This is a genomic window from Haloplanus vescus, assembly GCF_900107665.1.
Taxonomy (GTDB): Archaea; Halobacteriota; Halobacteria; order Halobacteriales; family Haloferacaceae; genus Haloplanus; species Haloplanus vescus.
This window is the reverse complement of the sequence record NZ_FNQT01000006.1, coordinates 1-24,041: the sequence shown is the minus strand read 5'-3', so window position 1 is coordinate 24,041 and position 24,041 is coordinate 1. Positions and strand designations below refer to the sequence as shown.

Here is a 24,041-nt window from a genome sequence, read left to right as displayed (position 1 = left end):
CTCAGTTCGACGTGTCGGTCGCGTTCGCGGTCGGCGTTGCAGTCGCGTTCGCGGTGCCAGTCGCCGTCCCCGCCGACTCGTTGCCGTCGACCTCCTCGACGTCCACGTCCTCGCCCGCGACGCCGCTTTTCCCGATGACGGGCAGGAGGTTGTATTCGCCGCTCTGCCCCTTGCGGACGACGTTGATGTCGAAGACGAACTCCAGTTCGGTGTCGGCCGCGACCTCGAACGGTCTGACGATGCGGAGTCGGTCGCTCGGCACCATCACGTCGACGCTCTCGCCGTCGACGACGCCCTCGGCGCTCGCGACGCGGAGCTCGATGCCGGAGTACCGGCCCGCCTCAAGTTCGCCTTCGAGCACCGAGACGGCCCGGTCGCCGACCACCTGCGTCAGGTCGACGGTGACGTCGTCGAGGTCGAATTCGACGACTCCGCGGCTGTCGTCCTCGTCGTCGCTCTCCTCGGTCACCGTCGACGCCGTCCCGGTCACCGCCGCCGAGGTGACTTCCTCGCCCTCCTCGGCCCGGAAGACGCGAGCCGAGGAGAGCGTCACGTCCAGCGACTCGAAGTCCTCGATGGCCGCTGGCTGGTCGCTGATGAGGAGTCGGAAGGCACCGAGTGCACCGCTCCCACCGTCGCTCCCGCCGCCGCTATCGTCCGTGTCACCGTCGCTTCCGCCACTCGCTCCGCCGTCGCCCCCGCCACCAGAACAGCCGGCGAGCGCCGTGATGCCGAACCCGGCCGCACTTCCTGTGGCTGGCTCCCCGTCTGACGCAGTCGTGACTGCCGTCGTAGTGTCGATACCATACCTTCACTCGGGTCCTGCCGCGGATACGTCTGGTGGCCGTCAGGCGCCGTCGAGTTCGACTACCCGATCTGCCCACGACCGAAACGCGTCGAGCGTCGCCCGCTCCGCCTCGGAGACGGGGTCCGACCCGACGATGGCGTCGGCTTCGAGGGCGTTCAGGACGACCACCTCGGCCCCCGAACAGTAGTCGCGGAGGCGCGACGGGTCGGCGTCGGGGTGTTGGAACGGGATGGTGGCGTCGTTGACGAACACCGCCCGCGGGTCGGCGGGGGCGGCATCGAACAGGTCGGCGGCCCGGCGGGCGTTGTCGACGGCGAGTTCGACGGCCTCGTCGTCGGTGTCGCCGGTGGTGCGGGGGGCGTGGGCGTCGAGGACGCCCCGCCACACGTCGTCGGGGAGCGTGACGAAGCGGTCGAGTCGCCCGCCGAGAATCTGGCCGTCGCGCTCCACCTCGGGTGCGAAATCGAAGACGACGACGCCCTCGTGGCCCTCGCGTTCGAGCCACCGAGTGAGCGTGCGGGCGGTCAGTCGCGTCTTGCCGGCGTTCGAGGGGCCGACGACGAGCGTCGTCCCTGAGAGTGGAGCGGTGTCGGTCACGCGGCGACGACTTCCTCGCGGACGAACTTGGCGAGCAAGACGAGCATCGCGAGGGCGAGGGCGGCGGCGAACGCGAGGACGACCCCCGAGAGAGGGCCGATGCCGCCGGCGACCTGCGAGCGGACGAAGTTGGCGGCGAGGGTGCCCGTGACGAGCAAGAGTGCGACGCCGCCGACGTTCGCGAGCGTCGAGTTGCGGTCGGGGACGGCGTCCGAGTTCAGCAGGTAGAGGACGATGGCGATGGCGAAGGGCGTCCCGACGGTGCCGAGTGCGAGGACGAGGACGAGCTGGCCGAGGACGGCGCCGCCGATGAATGCGCCGGGCGCCGAGAGGAGCGCCGCCGCGACGAGCAGCCCGCGGTAGCGCGAGTCGTCGATGGTCGTCCCCCAGCCGAGCTTGTCGGCCAGCAGGAAGGGCGGGACAATGGTGTTACCGCCGAGCGTCGAGACGGCGGCACCCCAGAGACCGAGGAGGAACAGCCACTTCGCGCTGGGGCCGACCAACGGACCGAGCGCTTGCGCCGCGCCGACGGTGGAGAGGTCGGCGGAGGTGAGGACGCTCGCGGTCACGAGGAAGATGGCGAGCGAGTAGACGCCGAAGGCGACGAGCATCGAGGCGCCCACGTCGAAGGCGGCGAGGCTGTAGTCGTCGCGAGTCCAGCCACGCGAGCGCATCGTGTAGGAGTGCATGGTGATGAGCGTGATGTGGACGGCGCCACCGAGGATGCCCGCGGCGACGAGCGCACCGCCCGAGGGGACGGAGGGGACGAGGCCGGCGACGGCGGCACCGGGATCGATGGGCACGACGAACAGGCTGGCGACGAAGGCGACGATGACGAGGGCGACGATGGTCTTCGCCGCGACTTCGAGGAAGCGGTAGCCGCGTCCGGCGAGGCCGACGGCGAGGACGAGCGCCCAGACGACACCCCAGATTCGCGCGTCGACGCCCGTCACCGTCGACGAGACGGTGGCGACTGTCTTCATGATGACCAACTGCGCGACGCCGGCGGCGATGACGGCGTCGGCGACGAGTAGCCACGCCCACCACTCGCCGAGGTGGTCCTCGACGACGGCGACGATGCCGCGTTCGGTCAGGAGGCCGAGACGCATCGCGAGATACTGGGTGAGCGCCCCCGCGCCGGCCGAGAGGACGACGACCCAGAGCAGTTGGTAGCCAAAGAGCGCGCCGGCGGTGACGAGACTGGCGATGGTGGCCGGCCCGGCGGCGACGGCGCCGGCGACCCACGACGGCCCCATCCCGGAGAGATAGGCCGCGAGTCGGCTTCCGAGGCCCGCGTCGTTCGTATCCATACCACCCGGTGGATGCCTCGCGCGTATAGGTGTTACCACTCCGTGGTAGCACCGACTACCGACGCGAGGTTTAGTACCGTCCGGCGTGACATTGGGACATGAGCGACGCCACGGACGCGTACGACGACTTGCTCGACCACGTCGGTCGACTCACGAACGTCTCGAAGGCCCGCGAAGTGCTCTCGTGGGACCAGCAGGTGATGATGCCGGAGGGCGGGACGCCCGCCCGCTCGCAGCAACTCTCGACGCTCTCGGCGGTTCATCACGACCTGCTCACCGACGACGAGCTCGGGCGACTCCTCGACGACCTCTCGGAGTCGAGCCTCGAGGACGACCGAGCGGCGGTCGTTCGCGAGGTGCGCCGGGAGCAAGAGCGCGCAGTATGTGTCCCGACCGACCTGGTCGAGCGCATCTCGGCGGCCTCCTCCGAGGCGCTGACGGCGTGGCGCGAGGCGAAGTCGGCGGACGACTTCGAGACGTTCGCCCCACACCTGGAGGAGCTGGTCGACCTGAAGCGGCGGTACGCCGAACACGTCGACCCCGACCGCGACCCCTACGAGGTGCTGTTCGAGGAGTACGAACCCTGCCTCCCGCTCTCGCACGCCGAAGACGTGTTGACGACGTTGCGGGACGCGGTGGTGCCGCTGGTCGACGATATCCGGGCTTCGGACGCCGACCTCGCGACCGACGCGTTCACCGCGCACGGCCCGTTCGACACCGAGAGCCAAGAGGCGCTGATGCGGACGGCGCTGGACCGACTCGGCTACCCGTGGGAACGGGGACGCCTCGACATCGCACCGCACCCGTTCTCGACGGGGACGCAGTTCGACGCGCGGGTGACGACTCGCTACGATGAGGCCGACCCCATCGGCGCCCTGCTGTCGACGGTCCACGAGTTCGGCCACGCCACGTACACCCTCGGCCTGCCCGACGACGCGTACGGGACGCCGCTGGGCGAGGCGCGCGACCTGTCCATCCACGAGTCGCAGTCCCGACTCTGGGAGAATCACGTCGGCCGGTCGACGGCGTTCTGGGAGGGATTCCTGCCCGCGGTGGTCGATGCCTTCCCCGGCGTCGACGACGTGAGTCCCCGCGAAGCGTACGAGGCGGTCAACGCCGTGGACCCGACGAACCTGATTCGAGTCGAGGCGGACGAACTTACCTACCACCTTCACATCGTCCTCCGGTTCGAAATCGAACGCGACCTGATTCGGGGTGACCTCGACGTGTCGGAGGTGCCTGCCGTCTGGAACGACAAGATGGAGTCCTATCTGGGCGTGCGCCCCGAGACGGACGCCGAGGGCTGCCTGCAGGACATCCACTGGTCACACGGCAACTTCGGGTACTTCCCCACCTACTCGCTGGGTAGCGTCGTCGCGGCGCAACTGTTCGACGCCGCCGCGGACGATATCAAGGGACTGGACGACCAGATTCGCGCGGGCGAGTTCGACTCGCTCCACGAGTGGTTGACCGAGAACATCCACCGCCACGGCAAGCGCTACGAGACGAACGAACTCGTCCGGCGCGCAACGGGCGAGGGCGTCTCCGCCGACGCCTTCGTCGACTACGCGACGGCGAAGTACGGCGACCTGTACGAACTGTGAGTGGTGTGTGAACGTTACACTAACCAATACGCCTAAGTAGTGGTGTGTCATACCATAGCATGTATGGCAGCCGGACCCAGCGAACACGACGACGAACTGTTCGACCAGTTCCTCGCGGACAACGGCCACGAGACCACAGCGGTACGCTGGGAGCGGTCGTATAACAAGTTGCAGTGCCCGGACTGTGGGGCGCTGCACGACGAAACCGCGGCCGACTGTTCGGTCTGCGGTTGGGACCCCGCGTCGTAGCGGTTCCCCCGAGCCACGCCGTTTATACCACCTCGGGGCGTGTATTTCGACTATGAGCGACGACGCCACGGTCACCCGTCTCTTCGGTGGCCCCGGGAGCGGGAAGACCACCGCCCTCCTCGACCGCGTAGACGAGTTGCTTGAAGACGACGACGTGAGCATCCGCGACGTGCTCGTCGTCTCGTACACTCGTGCCGCGGCCGCCGAGGTTCGCGAACGCCTCGCCGAACGCCTCGACGTGTCTCCCCGAGCGCTGCAGGGGAACGTCTGTACGATGCACGCGAAGGCGTACGAACTGCTCGACCTCTCGCGAGGCGACGTGGTCGGCGAGAACGACAAGGAGGAGTTCTGCGAGGAGTACGGCGTCGAGTACGAGGACGAACACGGCGGCGCCGGCCGACGCACCGCCCGGTCGACGACGCTCGGCAACAAGATAATCGCGACCAGTCAGTGGCTCCAGCGCACTCAGCGCGACGTGGCCGACTGGTACGACGTGCCCTTCCAGTGGGACGAGGAGGCGGTTCGCCTCCCGCCGGACGTCGACCCGAACGCCCAGGAGGGGAACAAGTACACCCCGACGTGGCCGACGGACGACGACCGAATCGACGTGCCCGAAGTGATTCGCGCGTGGCGCTCGTACAAGGGCGAACACGGACTCGTCGGCTTCGCCGATATGCTCGAACGCGTCGCCCAGCGGTCCCTGGTGCCCCACGTCGACTACCTCGTCATCGACGAGTTCCAGGACATCACCACCCTCCAGTACGAGGTGTACGAGGAGTGGAAACCCCACACGGAGGGCGTCCTCATCGCCGGCGACGACGACCAAGTCGTGTACGCCTGGCAGGGCGCCGACCCCAACATCCTCCTCGACGCGACGGTCCACGAGGACGAGGTGTTGCCCAACTCCTATCGCCTGCCCTCGCGCATCCTCAACGTCGTCAACCGCGAGATTCAGCACATCGACAAGCGCCAAGAGAAGGACCTGAACCCGCGCAAGGAGGGCGGCGTCGTCGAGGGGATTCAGAGCCCCTCGATGTTCGAGGTGGTTCGGAACGTCCAGCACACCGTCGACTCCACCGACGAGACGCTGATGATCCTCTTCCGGGCGCGCTACCAGATGTTCCAGTTCATCGACGAGTTCCTCCCGAAGGGCATCCCGTTCTCGATGATGACCGACCAGCGGATGTGGACCGACCGCCTCACGCAGTACGTCCGCGCCATCGAGAAACTGGAGGCCGGCGACCACGTGACCGGTCTGGAGGCGCGTCGCCTCGCCGACATGCTCCAGGAGTCGGCGTTCGGCACGAACGAACGCGACGACTTCTACGACACTCTCGACGAGCTGGAGGAGAACGCGGCGACCGACGACATCGCCGAGATTTCGGTGGCGCCGTCGGTCATCGACGACCACATCCCCTTCCTGCCGGACACCGCGTCCGCCGGCGATATGCTGCGGAAGGTGACGAGCTTCCAGCGAAACGCGGTCGAAGCCTACTTCGAAAACGACTACCGCGGGATGGACCCGAGTCGCGTCCGCGTCGGCACCATCCACTCCGCGAAGGGTCGCGAAGCCGACCACGTCTTCGTCTGCACCGACCTCACGGAGAAGGTGGTCGAGCAGATGGCCGCGAGCGTCGACGACCCCACCGACATCGACGGCGTCGAGGAGTTCACCGCTCACACGAGCCCGGTGCCCGTCCTCACCGACAACGAACGCCGCGTGTTCTACGTCGGTATGAGTCGTGCACGTGAACGCCTGGTACTGCTCGAAAACCTCATCAGCGGGGCGCCGACGCTGCCTATCAGCGTCGTCCTCCACAACGAACTCCGGGACGTCGACGTCGACGAGATGCTCGAAGCGGCACAGTCGTCGCCAGTCCCCGAACCCGAAGCGTGACGACGCAGGCGACGGCGGCCGCCGAAGCCGGCATCGTCGCCGTCGCGACGCGTCTCGCGAGTGCCGACGTGTCCTCACTCTCGCCAGCGACGCTCGAACGCCTCGCCGACGAGGCCATCGAGCGAGCGGGGGCCGACCCCGACGGCGCGACGACGGTCGAACCGGGGACGCTCCGCCCCGCGGAGCCAATCGTCGTCGCCGTCGCGCCCCGCGCCGACGGGCGTCGCGCACCGCTCGCGCGGACGTTCGTCGTCGACGGGCGCGGCGGGTGGGAGCGCCGGGCGGCCGTCGCCGTCGAGATGGCACACGACGCCGTCGGGCGCGTGGCCGAACCCGGCGTCACCGTCCAGCGCATCACGGATGAGGCCATCGCCGAACTCGGGGCGTACGGACTGGCTCCCGGCGAGGGGCCGGTGGTTCGACCGCTCGACGGTTCAGACAGCGAGGAATTCGAGGTCGGCGACCGCTTCGTCCTCGACCCGGCGGCGACAGACCCCGACCCCGACACCGAGCGTTGCGTGCGCGTCAGCGGACGGTACGTCGTCACCGACGACGGCTGTCGGCGCGAGGAGTCGGTGTCCACGTCGCTGTCGCCGTCGGCGTACTAGGACTCGTCGTCCGACTCGGGGTCTTTGACCGCAGTTCCGATGACTCGTTCGGCCACGGCGCCGGGCAGGTCAGTCGGCGTCGTGAGTCGGCGGGGGAGGACGACCATCAACACCGCGACGACAACGAGGCCGGCGCCGAGTGCCTGCTGGCCGGCGAGCAGCGTCTCGATGCCGAACACGCCGACGGGGATGGCGAAGACGAGCGACGCCGCGAGCCCCACCGTCTCCAAGATGCCGAGTCGCATTGGCGGGCGTAGGCGACGGAGCGGCAAAAGGCTCGTCGCTCCGCAGTCAGGCCACGACTTCGGGGAGGTCGTCCACGTCGTCGACGCTGAGGCCGGTGGTGACGAGGAGGCGTAGCCCGCGGCGGACGGACATATCCACCTCGTAGATATCGTCGTCGGGGACGAGTGTGAGCGTCCCAGCGGTGGGGTTGGGGCTGTTGGGGAGGAAGACGGTGTAGAGGTCCTCGTTCGTCGCGCGGCGCGTGCTTCGCGGCGCCTCGTTGGTGACGAAGCCGATGGCGTAGACGCCCTCGCGCGGGAATTCGACGAGCGCGACGGCGTCGTAGCCGGCGGTGCGCTGGGCGAGCGATTCGCTTACCTGTCGGACGCCGAAGTAGACGGTGCGCACGAGGGGGACGAGTCGGATGGCTCGCTCAACGCCACCGAAGAGGCGCTTGCCCAGACGCCACGAGGCGAGATAGCCCAGCGCGGTGATGCCGAGAGCGAGGAGGACGGCCGCGAGCAACTGCGCGACGATTTCGACGTTACCGGTGTAGGAGGTCAGTCGCGTCGCGCGCACGACCGGATTCAACAGTCGCGTCGTGCGGACGAACACGAACTGCAGGACCAACAGGGTCACGGCGAGCGGTGTCACCAGGAGGAGTCCGGTGACGAAGCTCGCCCGAAGCCGGCCGCTGAGACTCATGGGTGACGTGAGGGCGAGGCGAGTAATAGTCGTGTGGGCAGCGGACCGCAACCCCTTACTCCCGCGTCGGCGAAGCGTGAGTATGTTCACGGGTATCGTCGAGACGACGAGCGAGGTGCTCGGAGTCGACGAGAGCGACGAGGGGCGGCGCCTCCGCCTGCGTCACGACTTCGATACGGTCGAACACGGGCAGTCCATCAGCGTCAGCGGCGTCTGTCTCACCGTCGAAGACTTCGGCGACGACTGGTTCGAAGTCTTCCTCGCGAGCGAGACGGTGGCGAAGACGTATCTCGGCGATGTCGGCGTCGGCGACGCCGTCAACCTCGAACGCGCCATGCCCGCCGACGGGCGCTTCGACGGCCACATCGTGCAGGGCCACGTCGACGGCGTCGCGACCGTGGAGTCCGTCGAGCGCGTCGGCGACGACTGGGCCTTCACCTTCTCGCTGCCGCCCGAGTTGGACCGCTACGTCGTCTCGAAGGGGTCGATAGCACTCGACGGCATCAGCCTCACCATCGCGGAGCGGACCGACGGCGAAATCACGGTCGCCATCATCCCGACGACGTACGACGAAACGACGCTCTCGGCCAAGGAGCCGGGTGATCCCGTCCACGTCGAGGTGGACGTGGTGGCGAAGTACGTCGAGCGCCTGGCCGAGTAATCAGGGGTCGAACTCGTCGGCCTCGACCTCCAACGACGACTCCTCGATGTCCTCGCTATCGTGGACCGAACGGTAAGCGCGGCTGTACCGCCGAATCTTTCCGAAGAGGATGAGCCCGAAGAAGCCGTCGTAGACGAGGACGAAGACCAGATAGGAGGGGAGTTGGGGAAGCCCGGTCGCGAAGCCAATCAGGCCGGTCCCGATGCCGACGGTGGTGTTGTAGACGGCGTGGATGAACGTCGCGATGAGCAGCCCCTTGATGATTATCGGTCCGCGGTTTTCCGGGTTGAACTTCGCGAGGCCGAGGTAGTAGCCGGCGAAGGCGGAGTAGATGACGTGGCCCGGACCGGCGAGCGCGCGGACGGCCGTGATGCCGCCGCCGGCGCCGATGAGTCCGAGCGCACCTGCCGTGGGCATATCGATACTCTGGGTGATGTAGAGGGCGTTCTCGATGGTGGCGAAGCCGAGGCCGGCGACGGCGCCGTACACCGCACCGTCGACGACCGCTTCGAAACTGTCGGTGCCGTAGGCGTACAGACGGACCGCGAGGAGCTTCACCGTCTCCTCGATGGGACCGACGATGAGGAAGAAAAAGAGGACGTTGCCGACGAGCCCGAGACCGGTGAAAAACTGCTGGCTGAAGGAGTTGAGCACCGCGGCGAAGTTGGCGGTCAGGACGCCGAGGAGGAAGGTGGCGACGAGCAGCGAGAGGGGTTCGGCGGTCGTGACATCGGTTCGGCGGACGTAGAGCGCCAGCGCGAGCGCCGGAAGCGCGGAGAGCAGCGTCAGCGTCCCGATCTGCGGGTCGGTGATGGCGCTCAGGCCGCCGATGCCGACGAGGATGAGGAGCGCGACGGCGACGACCACGAGGCGCGTCGACGCGACCAGCGCGTGGTAGATGCCCGCGGCAACGGTGTCGAGCGCGCCGCGGCGTTCCCACGTAGCGATGTCGTAGAGGTCGCGAGTGTCGTCAGCGCGTTCCTCGACGGGGTCCCGTCTGCGCGACATGGGCGAAGGCTCGCCCGCGAGCGGTTAAGTCCTTGGCCTAGAGGTGGTTCGAACCATCGGGTATTTGTCTCGGCGCGGCGGAACAGGGAGTATGTACGATTTCGTCGTGGTCGGCGTCGGCCCGGCGGGCGCTCGTCTCGCACGCCGCGCCGCCGACGCTGGGTACGACGTGCTCGCGCTTGAGAAGGGCACGGTCGGCACCCCGCTGGCCTGCTCGGGCCACGTCAGCACCGACATCTGGGAGTACGTCCCCGAGAGCGCGAAGAGCGACCTCCTCCAGAACCGCGTGTACGGCGCGAACTTCCGGCTCGGCGGGCCAGACTCCGACGCGTACCCCTTCTACAAGTCACGCGAGGTGTCGAACGTCATCGACCGCGTCGCGCTCGACCGGACGCTCGCTGACGCGGCCCGGGACGCCGGCGCCGACGTGCGCGAGGGTCACACCGTCACCGACGTGACGGAACGCGCGGACGGCGTGACGGTGACCGCCCGGACCGACGGCGAGACGGTCCAGTTCGAGGGGCGCCTCGTCGCCGGGTGTGACGGCCCCGTCTCGCGAGTTCGGCAGGCAGTCGGCCTGCCCGACCCCGACGAACGACTCCACGGCGTCCTCGCGTTCGACGAGACGCCAGACGACGGCGACTTCGTTGACGTCCACCTGACGGTGCCGCGCTTTTTCGCGTGGCGCATCCCCCGCGGCGACGCGGGCGTGGAGTACGGCCTCGCGGTGCCGCCGGGGACCGACGTGACCGAGCGCTTCGACCAGTTCACCGAGGCCTACGGCACCGAGACGACCCACCGCTGTTCGGGCGCCATCCCCATCGGCCCGCCGGACAGCGTCACCGGCGACCGGACCTTCCTCGTCGGCGACGCCGCCGCCCAGACCAAGCCCTTCACCGGGGGCGGGATTCTCTACGGCATGACCGCCGCCGACCACGCCGTCGAGACGGTCGACCCGGACGACCCGTCGACGCTTGCGGCGTACGAACGGGCGTGGCGCGACGACCTCGGGCGAGAGATTCGACTCGGCCACCTGATTCGCCGGGCGTACTCGCTGCCCGAACCAGTCCAGCGACTCGGTCTCCGAACGCTCAGCGGCGAAATCGGCGTCCACATGGACCGACCGTCCTCGCTGTTCTCGGCGTCACACCTGCGGGCGCTTGTGGGAAGCGGAGAAGAAGAGCGCCCTCACTCGGAGTCGTAGCGCGGACGGCGCGCTGACTCGCCGCTCCCCTCAACGAAGGGGAGGGCCGTGACCGTGGCGTCGGCGTCGTCGCCGTCAACGCGGACCGCGACGGTCGATGTCTCCTCCAGCGCCCCGCTCTCGACGTACGCGAGCGCGATGGGTCGGTCGAGCGATGGACTCTGGACGGCACGGGTCACCTCGCCGATAGCGTCGTCGCCGTCAAGCACCGCCGCCCCCGATTCGGGGAGGCCGTCGAGTTCGAGGCCGACGAGACGCTCGCTGGGACGCCCACGGTTCTCGACGCGGGAGACGACCTCTTGGCCGACGTAACAGCCCTTGTCGAAATCGAGAGCGTTGCGAACGCCCGCGACGTTCGGAATCCGGCCGTCGAGTTCCGTCTCGAACAGCGGCGTGCCGGCTTCGAGCGTCAGCGTGTTCCACGTCCGGTAGCCGACGGGCGTGGTCGGGGTGCCCCTCGTGAGCAACGACTCCCACACGTCGTCGGCGTCGTCGGCGCGACAGATGACCTCGTACCCCGTCTCGCCGGTCGGGTCGTCCGTCGAGACGACGGTGACGCCGGCGTCGCCGATGGCGCCTCGGACGAAGGTCAGCGGCGGTTCCGGCACTTCGGCGCCGGCGAGGAGCGTCGCGACCGTCTCCGTCGCGGTGGGGCCGTGAACGCCGAAGACGGCGAACTCTTCGGAGGCGTCGCGAATCGACACGTCCTGGATGAACACTTTGTCGCCCCAGTCGTCCGCGAGTGGGGCGGCGCGGGTGGGCGGCGTGAAACAGAGGAGGCGTTCGCCCGCGTTGTAGACGTAGAGGTCCGTCTCGATGCCGCCCTGCGGGTCGAGGAGGAGGGCGTAACAGCCCGCGCCGTCGTCGTCGGGGACGGCGTTGGAAACGGCGTTGTCGACGAAGTCGACGGCGTCAGAGCCCTCGACGACGACGACGCCGTAGTCCATCTCGATGGCGCCGACACCGTTGCGGACCGCGAGGTGGGTCCGTTCGGGGCGGCCGTAGTGAGAAACGACCGTCCGGTCGCCGTGCGTCTCGAATTCGGCACCGTAGTCGGTGTGACGCCCCTGCATCGACAAGTCGTAGACGCGGCGGCGGAAAAAGTGACGCGGTTACGTCAGAGCCCGAGTCGGTCGCGGACCGCGTCGAGAAGCGACTCCTCGTCGGGCGCCTCGGTCGGGTCGGGAATCACGCGGTCGGCGGGCAGGACGACGGTCCGTCCCTCGTCGGTCTCGACCGAGATGAGCGAGTCGTCTTTGAGTTCGGCGAGTGCGTCTTCGAGCGTGTCGATGTCGACATCGGCGGCCGCGCGGAGTTCGAACACGGTCATGCCGTCGCCACCGCGGTCCACCAGCGCGTCGAGAACGGCCACTTCCACGTCCTCGCGGTCGCGGAACTCCCGTTTGGCCTGCATGCCTGAGCCTAACGACCGCGGGGGGTTTACCAGTACCGCCGGCGCGGTCGGACGTGCGTCTGACGGATGCTTTTGGTGGAGGGTCTCGCTACTCCTACGCAATGGGACTCAGGTGCCTTCTGGGACACGAATACGCAAACCGAGAGGTGGAGCGTGAGCGGGAGGAACGCGGCAACGAGGTGGTCGTGACCTACCGGACCGTCGAGACGTGTGACCGGTGTGGCGAGCGCCGCGTCGTCAGCGAGAACAAGGAAGTCCGGCCCGTCCGAAACCCCGAGGACGAGACGGTGACGACGGGACTCGGCGGGAGCGTGACGCCCGACCCCGACGAGGCGACGGCAGACGAACCGTCGACGCCGGACGCGCCGGAGAGCGGCGCGGCCGACCGGACACCGGAGACGACGGCGACGCCGGACGAACCGGCGGCGAGTGGGTCGACACCGGACGAATCGACGGCGAGCGAGCCGACTGCCGACGAACCGACTACGGACGACCCCGACGGCGGCATCATCCTCGACGACGACGGCGAGGAAGACACCCTCGGCGACCGGGGACGCGGCGAGTGGCCCGGCGCGGAAGAGGAGGAAGCCGAGGAAGAACCGGACGACTCGACCGACGCAGTCGACGACGGGGCGACCGTCGTCACCGGCGAGGGGTGGCCGGACCACGACGGCGAGGACGAGGGCTTCGACGCCGAACCGAACGACGGCGAGACGATGGACGTGGAGTTCGGTGGCGGACTGACGCCCGAGGAACGCGCCGAGACGACCGAGGAGGCGGCGTCGGAAGAAGACGAGAGCGCAACGACTGCGGCGACGGGGAGCGCCGCAGGCAAACAGTTCGTCGCCGCCGAGGGCGTCGAACGCGTGGACGCCGACGAAGGCGAGACGGAATTTTTCTGTCCGAACTGCGACTACGCCCGCGTCGCTGGCGGGTCGTCGATGCGTGCTGGCGACATCTGCCCGGACTGCCACAAGGGGTACATCGCCGAACGCGAGCGGTGACGCCCGTTTCCCGAGGACGAAACTGGTAAACCATCGCCTTCCGAAGCAGGGTCCATGAAGGAGTACAAGATGCGTCGCGGGGAAACCTTAGAGGAGAACGCGCCGGACCTCAAGGGGACTATCGAGGACTACTTCGGCCCGGTGACGGGGACGGAGGAGTTCAAGGGCAACGACCTCTACGTCGTCGGCGAACCGGACAATCCCGTCTTCGAGCAAATCGTCGCGGGCGCCTCGGAGTACAGCAGCAAGAAGGACAAACTCGCCGTCCACTTCGAGGAGAAACCCGCCGCGCAGGTCATCGAAGAGGGCCACGCCGACGCCGCCGAAGACGCCGTCAGCGTGAAAAACGACTTCCTACTCGAAGTCACCGGCCGCGACGCCAAGTCCCGACGTGACTCCATGAAACGCTCCGTCGAGGACGACCCGGACGACGTGCCGAACGCCTAGAGCGCCTCCGGAATCCACCCGCCGTCGACCTCTACGTTCTCGCCACTCACGTAGCCGCTGTCGGAGTCGAGGAAGAAGAAGAGGACCTGTCGCAGGTCGTCGAGCGACGCCCACCGGCCCCGCGGGGCCTCCGCCGGGAACTCGTCCGAGGTTTCGACGACGTAGGGCGAGATGCAGTTGACGGTGATGCCGTCGTCGCGCGTGTCGTTCGCGAGCATCCGCGTGAACATGATGACGCCCGTCTTCGCGACGAGATACGGGAAGTTCTTCGGGTAGACGAGCGCTTTCTCCGTGCCCGCGTAGCCGACGTTGACGATGCGCCCGAACTCGCTTTCGCGCATCGCAGGGAGCGCCCGCTTCGAGCAGAGATATGTGCCCGTGAAGTTGGTGTCCATCACGCGGTTCCACGTCTCGAAGGAGATGTCTTCCCAGTGCTCGGGCGCGAAGTCGCCGACGTTGTTGACGAGGACGTCCACCTCGCCGAGCGTCGATTCGACGGCCTCGAACATCTCGTCCACGTCGTCGGGGTCGGTCACGTCGGCTTGGACCGTCATCGCCGACCCGCTCTCCTCGCGGGCGACGGCCGCCGTCGCTCGCGCTTCCTCGTCGCTGGAGTAGTAGTGGACGGCGACGGACGCGCCGGCCTCGGCCATCGAGAGCGCGAATTCGCGGCCGACGCCCTGCGAGCTGCCCGTCACCAGCGCCACGCGGTCCGAGAGGTCGGTCGTGAGCATACGAACACATCGGAGGGCGGACCCAAAGAGTGGTCGGTAGCGATTTGTGCGCGGACGCGGAACCGAGGGGCCATGAACCGACGCGACGCGCGGCGTCCCACTCGGGAGGTGGCGTAGATGGCGCCGTATCTGGGCGTCGACCGCGTTCCCCTCGTCGGACCACTCGGCACGCTCCTGTCGACGGACCGCATCACCCCCCACAACGACGCCGTCGGGGGCGGCGTCACGCGCAACAACCCGGCGCAGGTGCTCGACCGGATTCGCGAGCGACTGCCGGACAACGTCGCGACAGCGGTGCCCGAGATTCGGGGCGTTGACGCCGACGGCGACGCCGTCGTCAGAGATGCGCTCGCGAGCGCCATCACCGACGGGACGGGTGCCCGCGACCGGGCGGCGCGCTAGAGCGCGTCTTCGAGACTCGACGCGACGGTGCGGGCCTGCTCGGCGAGGGCTTCGGAGACGTTCCCGGCCTCGACGGCGGCGTCGAGTTCGTCGTCGTCGACGCGGCGGACCGTCCCGTCGCGCTCTTTCACCACGTCGACGTGGAGGTCGACGTAGCGGACGGCGTCGGGGAAACACTCGACGGGTGTGCAGACGTTGACGTAGGTTCCCTTCCGTCGCCCCTCGTCGTCGCGGTAGACGGTCGGATACCACCAGCGACCCTCCTTGACCGTAGTCACGGCCACGTCGCCAGCCTCGCGGCGGGCGTCAAGGGCGTCGTATGAGCCACCGGCCGTCATCTCGCGGCGGAGCGTGAGCGACCCCTCCGGGTCGCGGTCGGTCACCTCAGCGCGTCCGAGGATTATCAGTCGGCCGTCCGGTTTCCCGTGCGCGAGGCGGACGTAGTCACCCGTCGTCGGACCGAAGGTGTCGGTGACGGCCCCGAAGGGGAAGTCGTCGCCCGCGGCCGCGTCGAGTGCTTCCACGAAGTCGACGGCGCGACTCGCGTCCGACGACGACGCCTTAACGCGGTGGTGACCGGGCATCGTCGTCGTCACCGCGCGGCGGTCCGTATCGAGTTCGAAGCGCGACTCGCGCCCGAACCAGAGCCATGTCGTCGCGAGAGGTGCGGCGAGGCGACGCGGCGCGGCGACATCGTCGTCGAGGGAGAGCGACTCGGCTCGGTCGACGGCGCGTTCGAGCGACGTCTGGAGGGCGCCCATGTCCGCATCGGTGGCGTCGTCGCCCCACCGCAGACCCCACCCGTCCGGTGGTTCGATGCCGAGGAGGTCGGTCATGCCCGCGAGTTCCCGCCCCGCCTCGTCGTCGTAGGTGTCGACGGTAATCCCCGACTCGCCGCGGACGAGGGTCGCCGGCCCGGCCCGCACTCGAACGTCGCCGTCGAGGACGGGACGGCGGTCAAGCCACGGCGGCGCGGCTTCCTCGACTTGCACCCGAACCTCGTCGCCGACGTCGACGTGGGCGTCCACGTTGCCGAAGGGGAGGAAGCCCTCAGTCTCGCCGAGGTCACAGACGGCGCCACTCCCCAGCGTCTCGGTGACGCGCGCGTCGAACACGGCGTCGCGGGGGGCGGGCGACGACCACGCGAAGGTGTCGCGCGAGGGAATGATACAGTCGACGAGTCGGGCGACGTCGTCGGGGTCGCCGGTCAGGCTGACGCCCTGTCGGTCGTCCGTCGTGTCGACGGCGACGTCGTGGGGAGCGTGGCCGAAGTCGGCGTCGAAGCGCTCGCGGATGGGGTCGGATGCAGCGACCACGTCGTGGCCGGCCTCGCGGACCCGGTGGGTGAGCGCCGTGGTGTAGATGCCGCGGAGGCGAACGTTCATACGACTCGACGGCGCCGACCGGTCGATACCGGCGGCGAGAGTAGTTCGTCGTCCATCACACTCCCGTTGGACCGCCGGGGTTTTGACTGCGACGGAGTGGGAGTCGCTAGTCGTCGCTGGACGCCTTCGCGGGCTTGCGGCGGTCCGAGCGAGGTCCGTCGCGGTCGATGGCGGGAAGCAGGTCGCGCAGGTAGCGGCCGGTGTGAGAGGCGTCGGTGCGGGCGAGTGCCTCGGGCGTGCCCGTCGCGACCACTTCGCCGCCGCCCTCGCCGCCCTCGGGGCCGAGGTCGACGACGTGGTCGGCGTTCTTCACGAGGTCGAGTTCGTGTTCGATGACGACCACCGTGTTGCCGGCGTCGACGAGGCGGTGGAGCACCTCGATGAGTTTGCGTTCGTCCTCGGAGTGGAGGCCAGTGGTCGGTTCGTCCAGCAGGTAGAGCGTCTCGCCGGAGTCTTTCTTCCCCAGCTCCTCGGCGAGTTTGACGCGCTGGGCTTCGCCGCCCGAGAGCGTCGTCGACGGCTGGCCGAGCTGCATGTAGCCGAGGCCAACGTCCCGAAGCAGTTCGAGGCGACGACGGATGCCGGGGTTGGCCTCGAAGAAGTCGAGCGCTTCGTCGACTTCCATGTTCAGCACGTCGGCGATGGTCGCGCCCTTGTAGGTCACGTCGAGGGTCTCGTCGTTGTACCGCGCGCCGTCACACTCCTCGCAGGGGACGTGCACGTCCGAGAGGAAGTTCATCTCGATTTTGACGGTGCCCTGCCCGCCACACTCCTCACAGCGACCGCCCTTGACGTTGAACGAGAAGCGACCCTTGTCGTAGCCACGCTGGTTCGCGAGCTTCGTCTCCGCGAAGAGTTCGCGGATGTGGTCGAAGACGCCGGTGTACGTGGCGGGGTTCGAACGCGGCGTGCGCCCGATTGGCGACTGGTCGATGAGCCTGACCGTCTCTATCTGGTCGGTCCCCTCGATGGCGTCGTGGTCGCCGGGGTCGACCGACGTGTTGTCGTTCATCTCGCGCGCGAGGCCCTTGTAGAGCACGTCGTGCATCAGGGTCGACTTGCCGGACCCGGAGACGCCGGTGATGGCGACGAACTCGCCGAGCGGAATCGAGACGTCCAGGTCGTCGAGGTTGTGCTGGCGAGCGCCGCGAATCGTGAGTTCGCCGGCGTCGGCGTCGCGGCGCTCCTCGGGCACCGGAATCTCGCGCCGCCCGGCGAGGTAGTCGGCCGTGACGGAGTTCTCGGCCTCGACGACGTCGTCGAAGTCACCCTGTGCGACGACTTCGCCGCCGCGCCGGCCCGGGCCCGGCCCCATGTCGATGATGTTGTCCGCGCGGCGCATCGTCTCCTCGTCGTGTTCGACGACGAGGAGGGTGTTGCCCAAGTCGCGAAGGCCCTCCAGCGTGTCGAGGAGGCGGTCGTTGTCGCGCTGGTGGAGGCCAATCGAGGGCTCGTCGAGGACGTAGAGGACGCCCACGAGGCCGGACCCCACCTGCGTCGCCAGTCGGATGCGCTGGGACTCGCCGCCCGAGAGCGTCGCCGCCTCGCGGTCGAGGGTGAGATACTCCAGTCCCACTTCCTGCATGAAGCCAAGGCGAGCGCGAATCTCTTTCAGAATCTCCTCGGCGATGGTGCGTTCGCGCTCCGTGAGCGAGGATTCCAGCCCCTCGAAGTGGGCGAGGGCGTCCGCGATGCTCATGCGGTTCACCTCGGTAATATCGGTGCCGTCGACGAGGACGGCCCGCGAGGCAGGCTTGAGGCGCGTCCCCTCACACTCGGGGCAGGTGGTGACGGCCATGAACTCCTCGATGTGCTCGCGGGTGTTCTCGGAGTCCGTCTCGACGTGTCGGCGTTCGAGGTTGCCGATGACGCCCTCGAATGGCTGTTCCTTGCGACGGACGCCGTTTTTGGTGGTCCACTTGAAGAGCACCTCCTCGTCGGTGCCGAAGAGGAAGGAGTCCTGTACGTCGTCGTCCAAGTCCTCGAAGGGCGTATCGACGGAGATACCGAAGTGTCGCGCCAGCGAGTCGAGCTGGCGGCGGTAGTACGACCGGTTGTAGCTCCACGGCTCGAAGACGTCTTTCAGCGGCTTGCTCTCGTCTTGCACGACGAGGTCCGGGTCGACTTCCTTCGTGTTGCCGATGCCCTCACACTCGGGACAGGCGCCGTGGGGGCTGTTGAAGGAGAAGCTCCGCGTCTCGATTTCAGGGATGTCGATGCCGCAGTGGGTGCAGGCGAGCGCCTCGGAGAACTCGACGACGAGGCGGTCAGTCGCGTCCGTCTCGTCGCTCTCGCCGTCGACCTCGGCCAAATCGCCGGTCGAGCGAGCGGCCGAGCCGCCGAGTTCGACACCCCCGGGCGGGTCGGGGAGGATGACCTTCAACACGCCGCCGGCCTCGTCTAACGCCATCTCGACGGAGTCGGTGATGCGCGACCGGGCTTCCGTGGATATCTTGACGCGGTCGACCACCACGTCTATCGTGTGGTCGTAGTTCTCGTCGAGGTCGGGCCGGTCGACGGTGAGGTCGTAGGGTTCGCCGTCGACTTCGACGCGGCTGTACCCCTCGCTCACGAGGTCGTCGAAGCGGTCCTCGAAGGCGCCCTTCTGGTCGCGGACGACGGGGGCACAGAGTTTGGCTCGCGTCCCCTCGGGGAGTTCGAGGAGGCGCGTGACCATCTGGCTCGCGCTCTGTTCGCCCACCTCGCGCCCGCACTCGGGGCAGTGTGGCGTGCCGACGCGGGCGTAGAGCAGACGGAGGTAGTCGTGGAGTTCGGTGACGGTGCCGACCGTCGACCGGGGGTTGTTCGCGGCGTTCTTCTGGTCGATGGAGATAGCGGGGGAGAGACCCTCGACGCTCTCGACCTGCGGTTTGTCCATCTGCCCGAGGAAGTTGCGGGCGTAGGCAGAGAGGGATTCGATGTAGCGACGCTGGCCTTCGGCGTACACCGTCTCGAAGGCGAGCGACGACTTGCCCGACCCGGAGAGGCCGGTGACGACGCTGAACTCCTCGCGGGGAATGCGGACGTCGAGGTCCTTGAGGTTGTGTTCCTCGGCCCCGCGAACCTCGATATAGTCCTTACTCATCTACCGCAGGATGGGGACCGAATCCGTGAAACCCTGTCGGTTCCGGGGTTTCAGGAGAGTTTCTCGCGGTTGATGGTCACGCCCGTGGGCGCGATGATGATTTCGTCCTCTTTCTCCCCTTTCACGACTACGTCGCCGTCGACTTCGCGGGCCACCTGTCGGAGGTCTTCGAGGACGCGGTCGACCACGCCGTCGCTCGGACTCATCCGCGTGATGTCGGCGATGACGATGTCGCCGTCGTAGATGGCGTCCTTGATGGGGATGGCGTCGCGGTGTTCGCTAATCTCTATAAACCGAACCTGAATCCCCGCCTCGCCGCGGGCCGTGTCGAAGTCGTCCAAGTTCAGTTCCACGTAGTCCTCGGTGCTGTGGGTGCCGCCGCCGCCGAGGATCTTGCTCATGATGCCCATAGTACGTACAGGAACCACGGGCTCAATAGTTCTTGCGTCAGACACAGGCGCCACGACGGGAGGCTTTTCACGCACGCTGCCCCTCGCACGACCGTGACCTACAGCATCTGCGTCCGGGAGCGAGCCAGCGACGGCTGGCGATTCGGCGTCGCCGCCGCGGCGCGTGTCCCGGCGGTCGGGGGCGTCTGTCCCCACGTCGGCGACCACGGCGCCGTCGCCGTCGGCGGCGTCACCGACACCACGCTGGGCCAGCGCTGTCTCGATGCGCTCGCAGAAGGGCAGCGAATCGACGACGCCGTCGACGAACTCGTGACGGACGACGGCGCGACCCGCTGGCAGCTTCACGGCGTCGGCGTCGACGCGACGGCGACACACACGGGTGCGGACTGCGAGTCGGTCGCGGGCGCCCGCGCTGGCGACACCCACACCGTCGGCGGGACGGCGATGGCCGACAAGGAAGTTCTTGACGCCCTCGAACACGGATACGCGGCCAACGAGCGCGACGCACCGCTCGTTCGGCGCCTGCTCACGGCGCTCGCGGCGGGCGAGCGAGCGGGCGGCGACGACCGAGACCTGCCGGTCGGAAGCGCGGCGGTCGTCGTCCGCGGCGAAGACGACCCGCTGTATCACGACCTTCGGGTGGACGCGAGCGAAAATCCGGTCGCCGACCTACGCGAGACGTATCGGCAGGCGAAGCACGGATACGAGGCGGCGCTCGACCGATACGGCTAGACCGCTCGCCGCGACCTACACCGAGAATTCGTAGAGTTCGTCGCCGACGTGGTGGACCGATTCGACGACTTTTCCGGAGTCGCCGGGCAGGTCGCTGCCGTGTTCGAGCGCTCGGCCGACGGCGAGTGCCTTGCCGTGGGTCTCCTCGACGATGACGACGAGGTCCTGGGGGTCGATAACCTCGTCGGCGTCGACGATGCCGGGGCGCATCACGTCGGCGCCGTCGCTGACGAACTGGACCGCGCCGGCGTCGACGGTGACCACGCGGCGCTCGGGCGGGAAGGCGTTCGCGCCGCGCACGGTGAGATAGGTTTCGCCGTCGACGAGGAAGACGTGTGGCTCGCCGTCGACGAGCACCAGGTCGAACTCGGTGCCGACGAGGTCGACGCGTTCGTAGGTGTCGCCGTCGACCTCGACCCCAAGTTTCGATTCGAGGCTCGTCTCCAGGTCCCGTATCTCGTCGCTGCGCAGGTGATGGCGGGATTTGACTTCCATACGAACCGGGAGGGTCGCTCTGGGGATAATACTGATTATCCAGCGCGTCGGCCGAGCGTCGGACGCGTAACAAACGCTAAGTGGTCGTGGTGTCTGCCTTCGGCTATGTGGCGTTCCGGGTCGGACAGTAGTCAGGACCGAACCACGGTCGTCTGTATCGCGTGTGGCTCCTCGCTTCTCCGATCCGAAGCGCGCGAGTACGACAAAGAGGGCGACCGCTGGAGTCGACACGGGAAAGAGTTCGAGCACCTCTGCAAGGAGTGCTACCGAACGCTCTGTCATCAGCCACGCGACGAACTCGAATCGCTCCTCGTCGACATCGGCGAGGGCGAGACGCTCTCACAAGGAGCCTTTCTCGAACGCTACTACAGCACCGTCGAAGACCGATACGGCTCGCCCGAAGAGCCGGAATCCTGACGCCCGGACGCGCCCGACACGTCTAACTACCCGTCACGTTTAGTCCGGTGCATGACGACCGATTCTGACGCCCAAGCCGAGGCTGGGACCGCCGAGGGACAAGGTCCCGTCGAGATTTCGCCTGCCGAGGCGCGGCAGTTACAGGAGAAACGCGAGGAACTGTTCGAGGAGTTCGAGATTCGCGACGAGTTCCCGCGCGAAGTGATTCGAGAGGCCGAAGCGCGTACCGAGGACGTGCAACAGGAGATCGAGGACGAACTCGACCACCGCGAGGACCTGCGCGACCTGACCGCGTGGACGACCGACCCGATCGACGCCCAAGACTTCGACGACGCCATCAGCGTCCGCGCCGAAGACGACGTGTACCGACTCTGGGTCCACATCGCCGACGTGACTCACTACGTCCACCCCGACTCCGCGATGTGGGAAGAGGCCGTCAAGCGCGGGAATACGGTCTATCTCCCGTCCTACACCATCCACATGCTCCCACCGACGCTCGCGGAGACGGTGTGCTCGCTCGTGCCGAACGAGGACCGACTCGCGCACACGGTAGAGATGGAACTCGACGCGGAGACGCTCTCCTTCGAAAATATCGACATCTACAAATCCGTCATCCAGAGCGACGAGCGTCTCACGTACAGCCAGTGTGAGGACCGACTGGAAGACCCGGACGCCCCGCTCCACGAGGAGAACACCCTCGCGTTCGAGCTCGCCGACCGGATGCACGAACAGCGCAAGGAAGACGGCTCGCTCGTCCTGAACCCGAGCCGTGACCGCGCACACACCATCATCGAGGAGTGCATGCTCAAGGCGAACAAGGCCGTCACGCACGAGCTGATGTGGAATCGCGGCGTGGAGGCGATGTATCGCGTCCACCCCCAGCCCACGCCCGACCAGTGGAACGATGCCCTCCGCGAGATTCAGGAACTCAACGGCGTCTCCATCCCCTCGGACAAGTGGGACGACCCGCGGAAAGCGGTCAACGGTGCCCTCGAAACCTCCCCGGACCGGATGCTCTCGAAGATTCAGCGGGCGGTGCTGAAGGTGATGCCCCGCGCGAAGTACATGAACGACCCCTTCGGCGGCCACCACGCCCTCAACTTCGACATCTACGGTCACTTCACCTCGCCCATCCGACGCCTATCGGACCTGATCAACCACTGGATCGTCCACGAGAACGACGTGCCCGAGGACCTGATCGAACTCTGTGACCGGGCCTCGGACCGACAGAAGGACGGCGAAACGGTGGAGCGACTCTACAAAGGGTTCATGGAGGAGATCAATCTCGACCCGTACGCGGTGAACAACCGCGGCGTCGTCACCGTCAACGAAGACGGTGCGGTGGTGAACGACCACGGCCTGCCACCCGAAGAGGACTGAGCACGAAGGCGGCTGGCCGCATCTCTCGACCGGACTACTTCAGTAGCCGACCCTGCCGACGATATTCTTCGAGACGCATCGGGGTAGCTACCAGTATCTGAATCGACAGCCTCCGCTCTGTCGGACATAGCGGCGATAAAAGAAATCGCACCGGATGACCGCTAACGGCGGTCAGTCGGGATTAATTGTCGTTAGTCGTCGCGTCGCACGGCCAGCAGCGCAGCCGCGATGAGCGCGATGACAGCGACGAGAGCACCGAAGCCGGGGCCGCCGCCCTCAGTGGTCGTCGGCGTTGCCGTTGCCGTTGGCTTCGCCGTCGGCTCAGGCGTCGGCTCGGGCGTCGGTTCGGCGGTTGCCGTCGGCGTCGCCGTCGGTTCCTCCGTCGGCGTCGGCTCCGGCGTTGCCGTCTCGACGCTCTGCACGATCTCTACCTCGACCGTGTCAGAGTTGTACGAGTCGTCGGCTTCGAGCGTGTACGTGCCCGTCTGCACGTCCTCAAGCTCGATCGAGACTTCGTACTTGCCATCGTAGCCCCAGTCCTCAGTCGTCGTCAGGGCGACCGAGTCGCCGTCCTGAGTCAGGAGCTCGACGGTGATCGAGTTGTCGTCCGGGCGCAGGTTCGTCCTGCCTTCGACGACCATCTCGTCGTCAACGCCGACCGGGTTGACGCCCGAGGCCTGCATGCCGTCGGGGTACACCGAGTTGATGGTCGTTCGCGAGTCCGTCAGACGGAATCGCGTCGTGACCATCCGGTCGTCGCTTGCAGTTGCCTCGGTCGTCTCTTCAAGCAGGCGCGAACGGACCTGCTGGCCCGTCAGCGACTGGTTGTCGAGGTCGGAGGCGAACTGGTCAAGGTCGTTGTATGCGTCGCCGGAGGAGCGGCTCTCGATGCCGCCGTCACCGAACTCGTTGTCACGGCCAACCGTCAGCACGTGTGCGCTGACCTGCCCTTCCTGCAGGTTCGACCCAATGTTCAGGTCGTCCTCGTCGAACGTGTTGTCGTCGTCGGTCGTCACGTCCGTGTAGTAGGTGTTACCCCGTTCGTCGACGAAGACGAACGCCACGGTGTTCGAACCGAGCGACGAGCCAGTCACGTTCACCACGCGATCGTCGACAGAGACCTGACCGCCGACCGTGTTGAAGGTCGCGCTCAGCTCAGTGTCGGTCACGCGCAGCGATTTCTGACCGCTCGTTCCCGTGTTGAAGTCCGAGACCGAGACGTCAGAGGAGATGTTACCAGTGCCACCGACATCAGATACG

At 67.5% G+C, this 24,041-nt stretch carries 26 protein-coding genes; 12 read left to right on the top strand and 14 right to left on the bottom strand.

The window, feature by feature from the left end; genetic code table 11:
• Position 1: 1 nt before the first annotated feature.
• The 3 genes from BLU18_RS13595 to BLU18_RS13585 all read right to left on the bottom strand — a co-directional run bounded on the left by BLU18_RS13595 (position 2) and on the right by BLU18_RS13585 (position 2,715).
• A complete protein-coding gene (locus BLU18_RS13595) occupies positions 2–730 on the bottom strand; it encodes a DUF4382 domain-containing protein (protein ID WP_281241043.1) in 729 nt (242 codons plus the stop codon).
• A gap of 117 nt (positions 731–847) precedes the next feature.
• On the bottom strand, positions 848–1,405 hold the full coding sequence (locus BLU18_RS13590; RefSeq protein WP_092635826.1) for a hypothetical protein: 558 nt from the start codon (positions 1,403–1,405) through the stop codon (positions 848–850).
• On the bottom strand, positions 1,402–2,715 hold the full coding sequence (locus BLU18_RS13585) for a divalent metal cation transporter (RefSeq protein ID WP_092635824.1): 1,314 nt from the start codon (positions 2,713–2,715) through the stop codon (positions 1,402–1,404). Before BLU18_RS13585 ends, BLU18_RS13590 begins: the two co-directional genes overlap by 4 nt.
• 98 nt (positions 2,716–2,813) lie before the next feature.
• Between BLU18_RS13585 and BLU18_RS13580 the strand changes: the two genes are divergently transcribed.
• From BLU18_RS13580 to BLU18_RS13565, 4 genes are all read left to right on the top strand, one after another.
• Entirely contained in the window at positions 2,814–4,319 is a 1,506-nt protein-coding gene (locus tag BLU18_RS13580; RefSeq protein ID WP_092635822.1) for a carboxypeptidase M32, read from the top strand.
• 63 nt (positions 4,320–4,382) lie between these two features.
• Complete coding sequence (locus BLU18_RS13575) at positions 4,383–4,568, top strand: HVO_0416 family zinc finger protein (protein ID WP_092635820.1); 186 nt, start codon at positions 4,383–4,385, stop codon at positions 4,566–4,568.
• A 52-nt stretch (positions 4,569–4,620) separates the two neighbouring features.
• Positions 4,621–6,465, top strand: a complete 1,845-nt coding sequence (locus tag BLU18_RS13570; protein ID WP_092635818.1) for a UvrD-helicase domain-containing protein — start codon at positions 4,621–4,623, stop codon at positions 6,463–6,465.
• The gene (locus BLU18_RS13565) at positions 6,462–7,073 is read left to right on the top strand and encodes a M24 family metallopeptidase (protein WP_092635816.1); all 612 of its coding nucleotides are present in this window, start codon (positions 6,462–6,464) and stop codon (positions 7,071–7,073) included. The genes BLU18_RS13570 and BLU18_RS13565 overlap by 4 nt, the downstream gene beginning before the upstream one ends.
• Here BLU18_RS13565 and BLU18_RS13560 read toward each other — a convergent pair.
• Positions 7,070–7,318 carry a DUF7533 family protein gene (locus BLU18_RS13560; protein WP_092635814.1) on the bottom strand — a complete coding sequence of 83 codons (249 nt, stop codon included), beginning with the start codon at positions 7,316–7,318 and terminating at the stop codon, positions 7,070–7,072. The two genes, BLU18_RS13565 and BLU18_RS13560, sit on opposite strands and share 4 nt — an antisense overlap.
• A 46-nt stretch (positions 7,319–7,364) precedes the next feature.
• The gene (locus tag BLU18_RS13555; RefSeq protein ID WP_092635812.1) at positions 7,365–8,003 is read right to left on the bottom strand and encodes a DUF502 domain-containing protein; all 639 of its coding nucleotides are present in this window, start codon (positions 8,001–8,003) and stop codon (positions 7,365–7,367) included.
• Positions 8,004–8,085: 82 nt separating this feature from the next.
• On the opposite strand from BLU18_RS13555, the gene BLU18_RS13550 reads away from it, so the two are divergent.
• Complete coding sequence (locus tag BLU18_RS13550; protein WP_092635810.1) at positions 8,086–8,664, top strand: riboflavin synthase; 579 nt, start codon at positions 8,086–8,088, stop codon at positions 8,662–8,664.
• Here the strand turns inward: BLU18_RS13550 and BLU18_RS13545 are convergent, their stop codons facing one another.
• Complete coding sequence (locus tag BLU18_RS13545; protein WP_092635808.1) at positions 8,665–9,672, bottom strand: PrsW family intramembrane metalloprotease; 1,008 nt, start codon at positions 9,670–9,672, stop codon at positions 8,665–8,667. It abuts the gene before it with no gap.
• 91 nt (positions 9,673–9,763) lie between these two features.
• Between BLU18_RS13545 and BLU18_RS13540 the strand changes: the two genes are divergently transcribed.
• Positions 9,764–10,876, top strand: coding sequence for a geranylgeranyl reductase family protein (locus tag BLU18_RS13540; protein ID WP_092635806.1), 1,113 nt, complete (start codon positions 9,764–9,766; stop codon positions 10,874–10,876).
• Here the strand turns inward: BLU18_RS13540 and ygfZ are convergent.
• Both ygfZ and BLU18_RS13530 read right to left on the bottom strand, forming a co-directional pair.
• Positions 10,861–11,949, bottom strand: coding sequence for a CAF17-like 4Fe-4S cluster assembly/insertion protein YgfZ (ygfZ, locus tag BLU18_RS13535; RefSeq protein ID WP_092635804.1), 1,089 nt, complete (start codon positions 11,947–11,949; stop codon positions 10,861–10,863). The two genes, BLU18_RS13540 and ygfZ, sit on opposite strands and share 16 nt — an antisense overlap.
• A 44-nt stretch (positions 11,950–11,993) precedes the next feature.
• A complete protein-coding gene (locus BLU18_RS13530; protein ID WP_092635802.1) occupies positions 11,994–12,290 on the bottom strand; it encodes a DUF6432 family protein in 297 nt (98 codons plus the stop codon).
• Between the two features lie 101 nt (positions 12,291–12,391).
• Between BLU18_RS13530 and BLU18_RS13525 the strand changes: the two genes are divergently transcribed.
• Entirely contained in the window at positions 12,392–13,294 is a 903-nt protein-coding gene (locus tag BLU18_RS13525; protein ID WP_092635800.1) for a DUF7093 family protein, read from the top strand.
• A gap of 54 nt (positions 13,295–13,348) precedes the next feature.
• Complete coding sequence (locus tag BLU18_RS13520; RefSeq protein WP_092635798.1) at positions 13,349–13,741, top strand: DUF5611 family protein; 393 nt, start codon at positions 13,349–13,351, stop codon at positions 13,739–13,741.
• Here BLU18_RS13520 and BLU18_RS13515 read toward each other — a convergent pair.
• A complete protein-coding gene (locus BLU18_RS13515) occupies positions 13,738–14,475 on the bottom strand; it encodes an SDR family NAD(P)-dependent oxidoreductase (protein WP_092635796.1) in 738 nt (245 codons plus the stop codon). The genes BLU18_RS13520 and BLU18_RS13515 overlap by 4 nt on opposite strands.
• 117 nt (positions 14,476–14,592) lie before the next feature.
• Here BLU18_RS13515 and BLU18_RS13510 point away from each other — a divergent pair, with 117 nt between their 5' ends.
• Positions 14,593–14,877, top strand: coding sequence for a hypothetical protein (locus tag BLU18_RS13510; RefSeq protein WP_092635794.1), 285 nt, complete (start codon positions 14,593–14,595; stop codon positions 14,875–14,877).
• Here the strand turns inward: BLU18_RS13510 and BLU18_RS13505 are convergent.
• The 3 genes from BLU18_RS13505 to BLU18_RS13495 all read right to left on the bottom strand — a co-directional run bounded on the left by BLU18_RS13505 (position 14,874) and on the right by BLU18_RS13495 (position 19,757).
• Positions 14,874–16,262, bottom strand: a complete 1,389-nt coding sequence (locus tag BLU18_RS13505) for a ribonuclease FAU-1 family protein (protein ID WP_092635792.1) — start codon at positions 16,260–16,262, stop codon at positions 14,874–14,876. The genes BLU18_RS13510 and BLU18_RS13505 overlap by 4 nt on opposite strands.
• 106 nt (positions 16,263–16,368) lie before the next feature.
• The gene (gene uvrA, locus BLU18_RS13500) at positions 16,369–19,347 is read right to left on the bottom strand and encodes an excinuclease ABC subunit UvrA (protein ID WP_092635790.1); all 2,979 of its coding nucleotides are present in this window, start codon (positions 19,345–19,347) and stop codon (positions 16,369–16,371) included.
• A gap of 50 nt (positions 19,348–19,397) precedes the next feature.
• Positions 19,398–19,757, bottom strand: coding sequence for a cell division protein SepF (locus BLU18_RS13495; RefSeq protein ID WP_092635788.1), 360 nt, complete (start codon positions 19,755–19,757; stop codon positions 19,398–19,400).
• A gap of 93 nt (positions 19,758–19,850) precedes the next feature.
• Here BLU18_RS13495 and BLU18_RS13490 point away from each other — a divergent pair, with 93 nt between their 5' ends.
• Positions 19,851–20,489, top strand: coding sequence for a DUF1028 domain-containing protein (locus BLU18_RS13490; RefSeq protein ID WP_092635786.1), 639 nt, complete (start codon positions 19,851–19,853; stop codon positions 20,487–20,489).
• A gap of 15 nt (positions 20,490–20,504) precedes the next feature.
• Here BLU18_RS13490 and BLU18_RS13485 read toward each other — a convergent pair whose 3' ends face one another.
• The gene (locus tag BLU18_RS13485) at positions 20,505–20,984 is read right to left on the bottom strand and encodes an RNA-binding protein (RefSeq protein ID WP_092635784.1); all 480 of its coding nucleotides are present in this window, start codon (positions 20,982–20,984) and stop codon (positions 20,505–20,507) included.
• Positions 20,985–21,089: 105 nt separating this feature from the next.
• On the opposite strand from BLU18_RS13485, the gene BLU18_RS13480 reads away from it, so the two are divergent.
• Both BLU18_RS13480 and BLU18_RS13475 read left to right on the top strand, forming a co-directional pair.
• Entirely contained in the window at positions 21,090–21,401 is a 312-nt protein-coding gene (locus tag BLU18_RS13480) for a DUF7562 family protein (RefSeq protein ID WP_092635782.1), read from the top strand.
• A 51-nt stretch (positions 21,402–21,452) separates the two neighbouring features.
• A complete protein-coding gene (locus BLU18_RS13475) occupies positions 21,453–22,781 on the top strand; it encodes a ribonuclease catalytic domain-containing protein (protein ID WP_092635780.1) in 1,329 nt (442 codons plus the stop codon).
• Between the two features lie 191 nt (positions 22,782–22,972).
• Here the strand turns inward: BLU18_RS13475 and BLU18_RS13470 are convergent.
• A partial coding sequence (locus BLU18_RS13470) for a PGF-CTERM sorting domain-containing protein (protein ID WP_218124114.1) occupies positions 22,973–24,041 on the bottom strand: 1,069 nt, incomplete at its 5' end.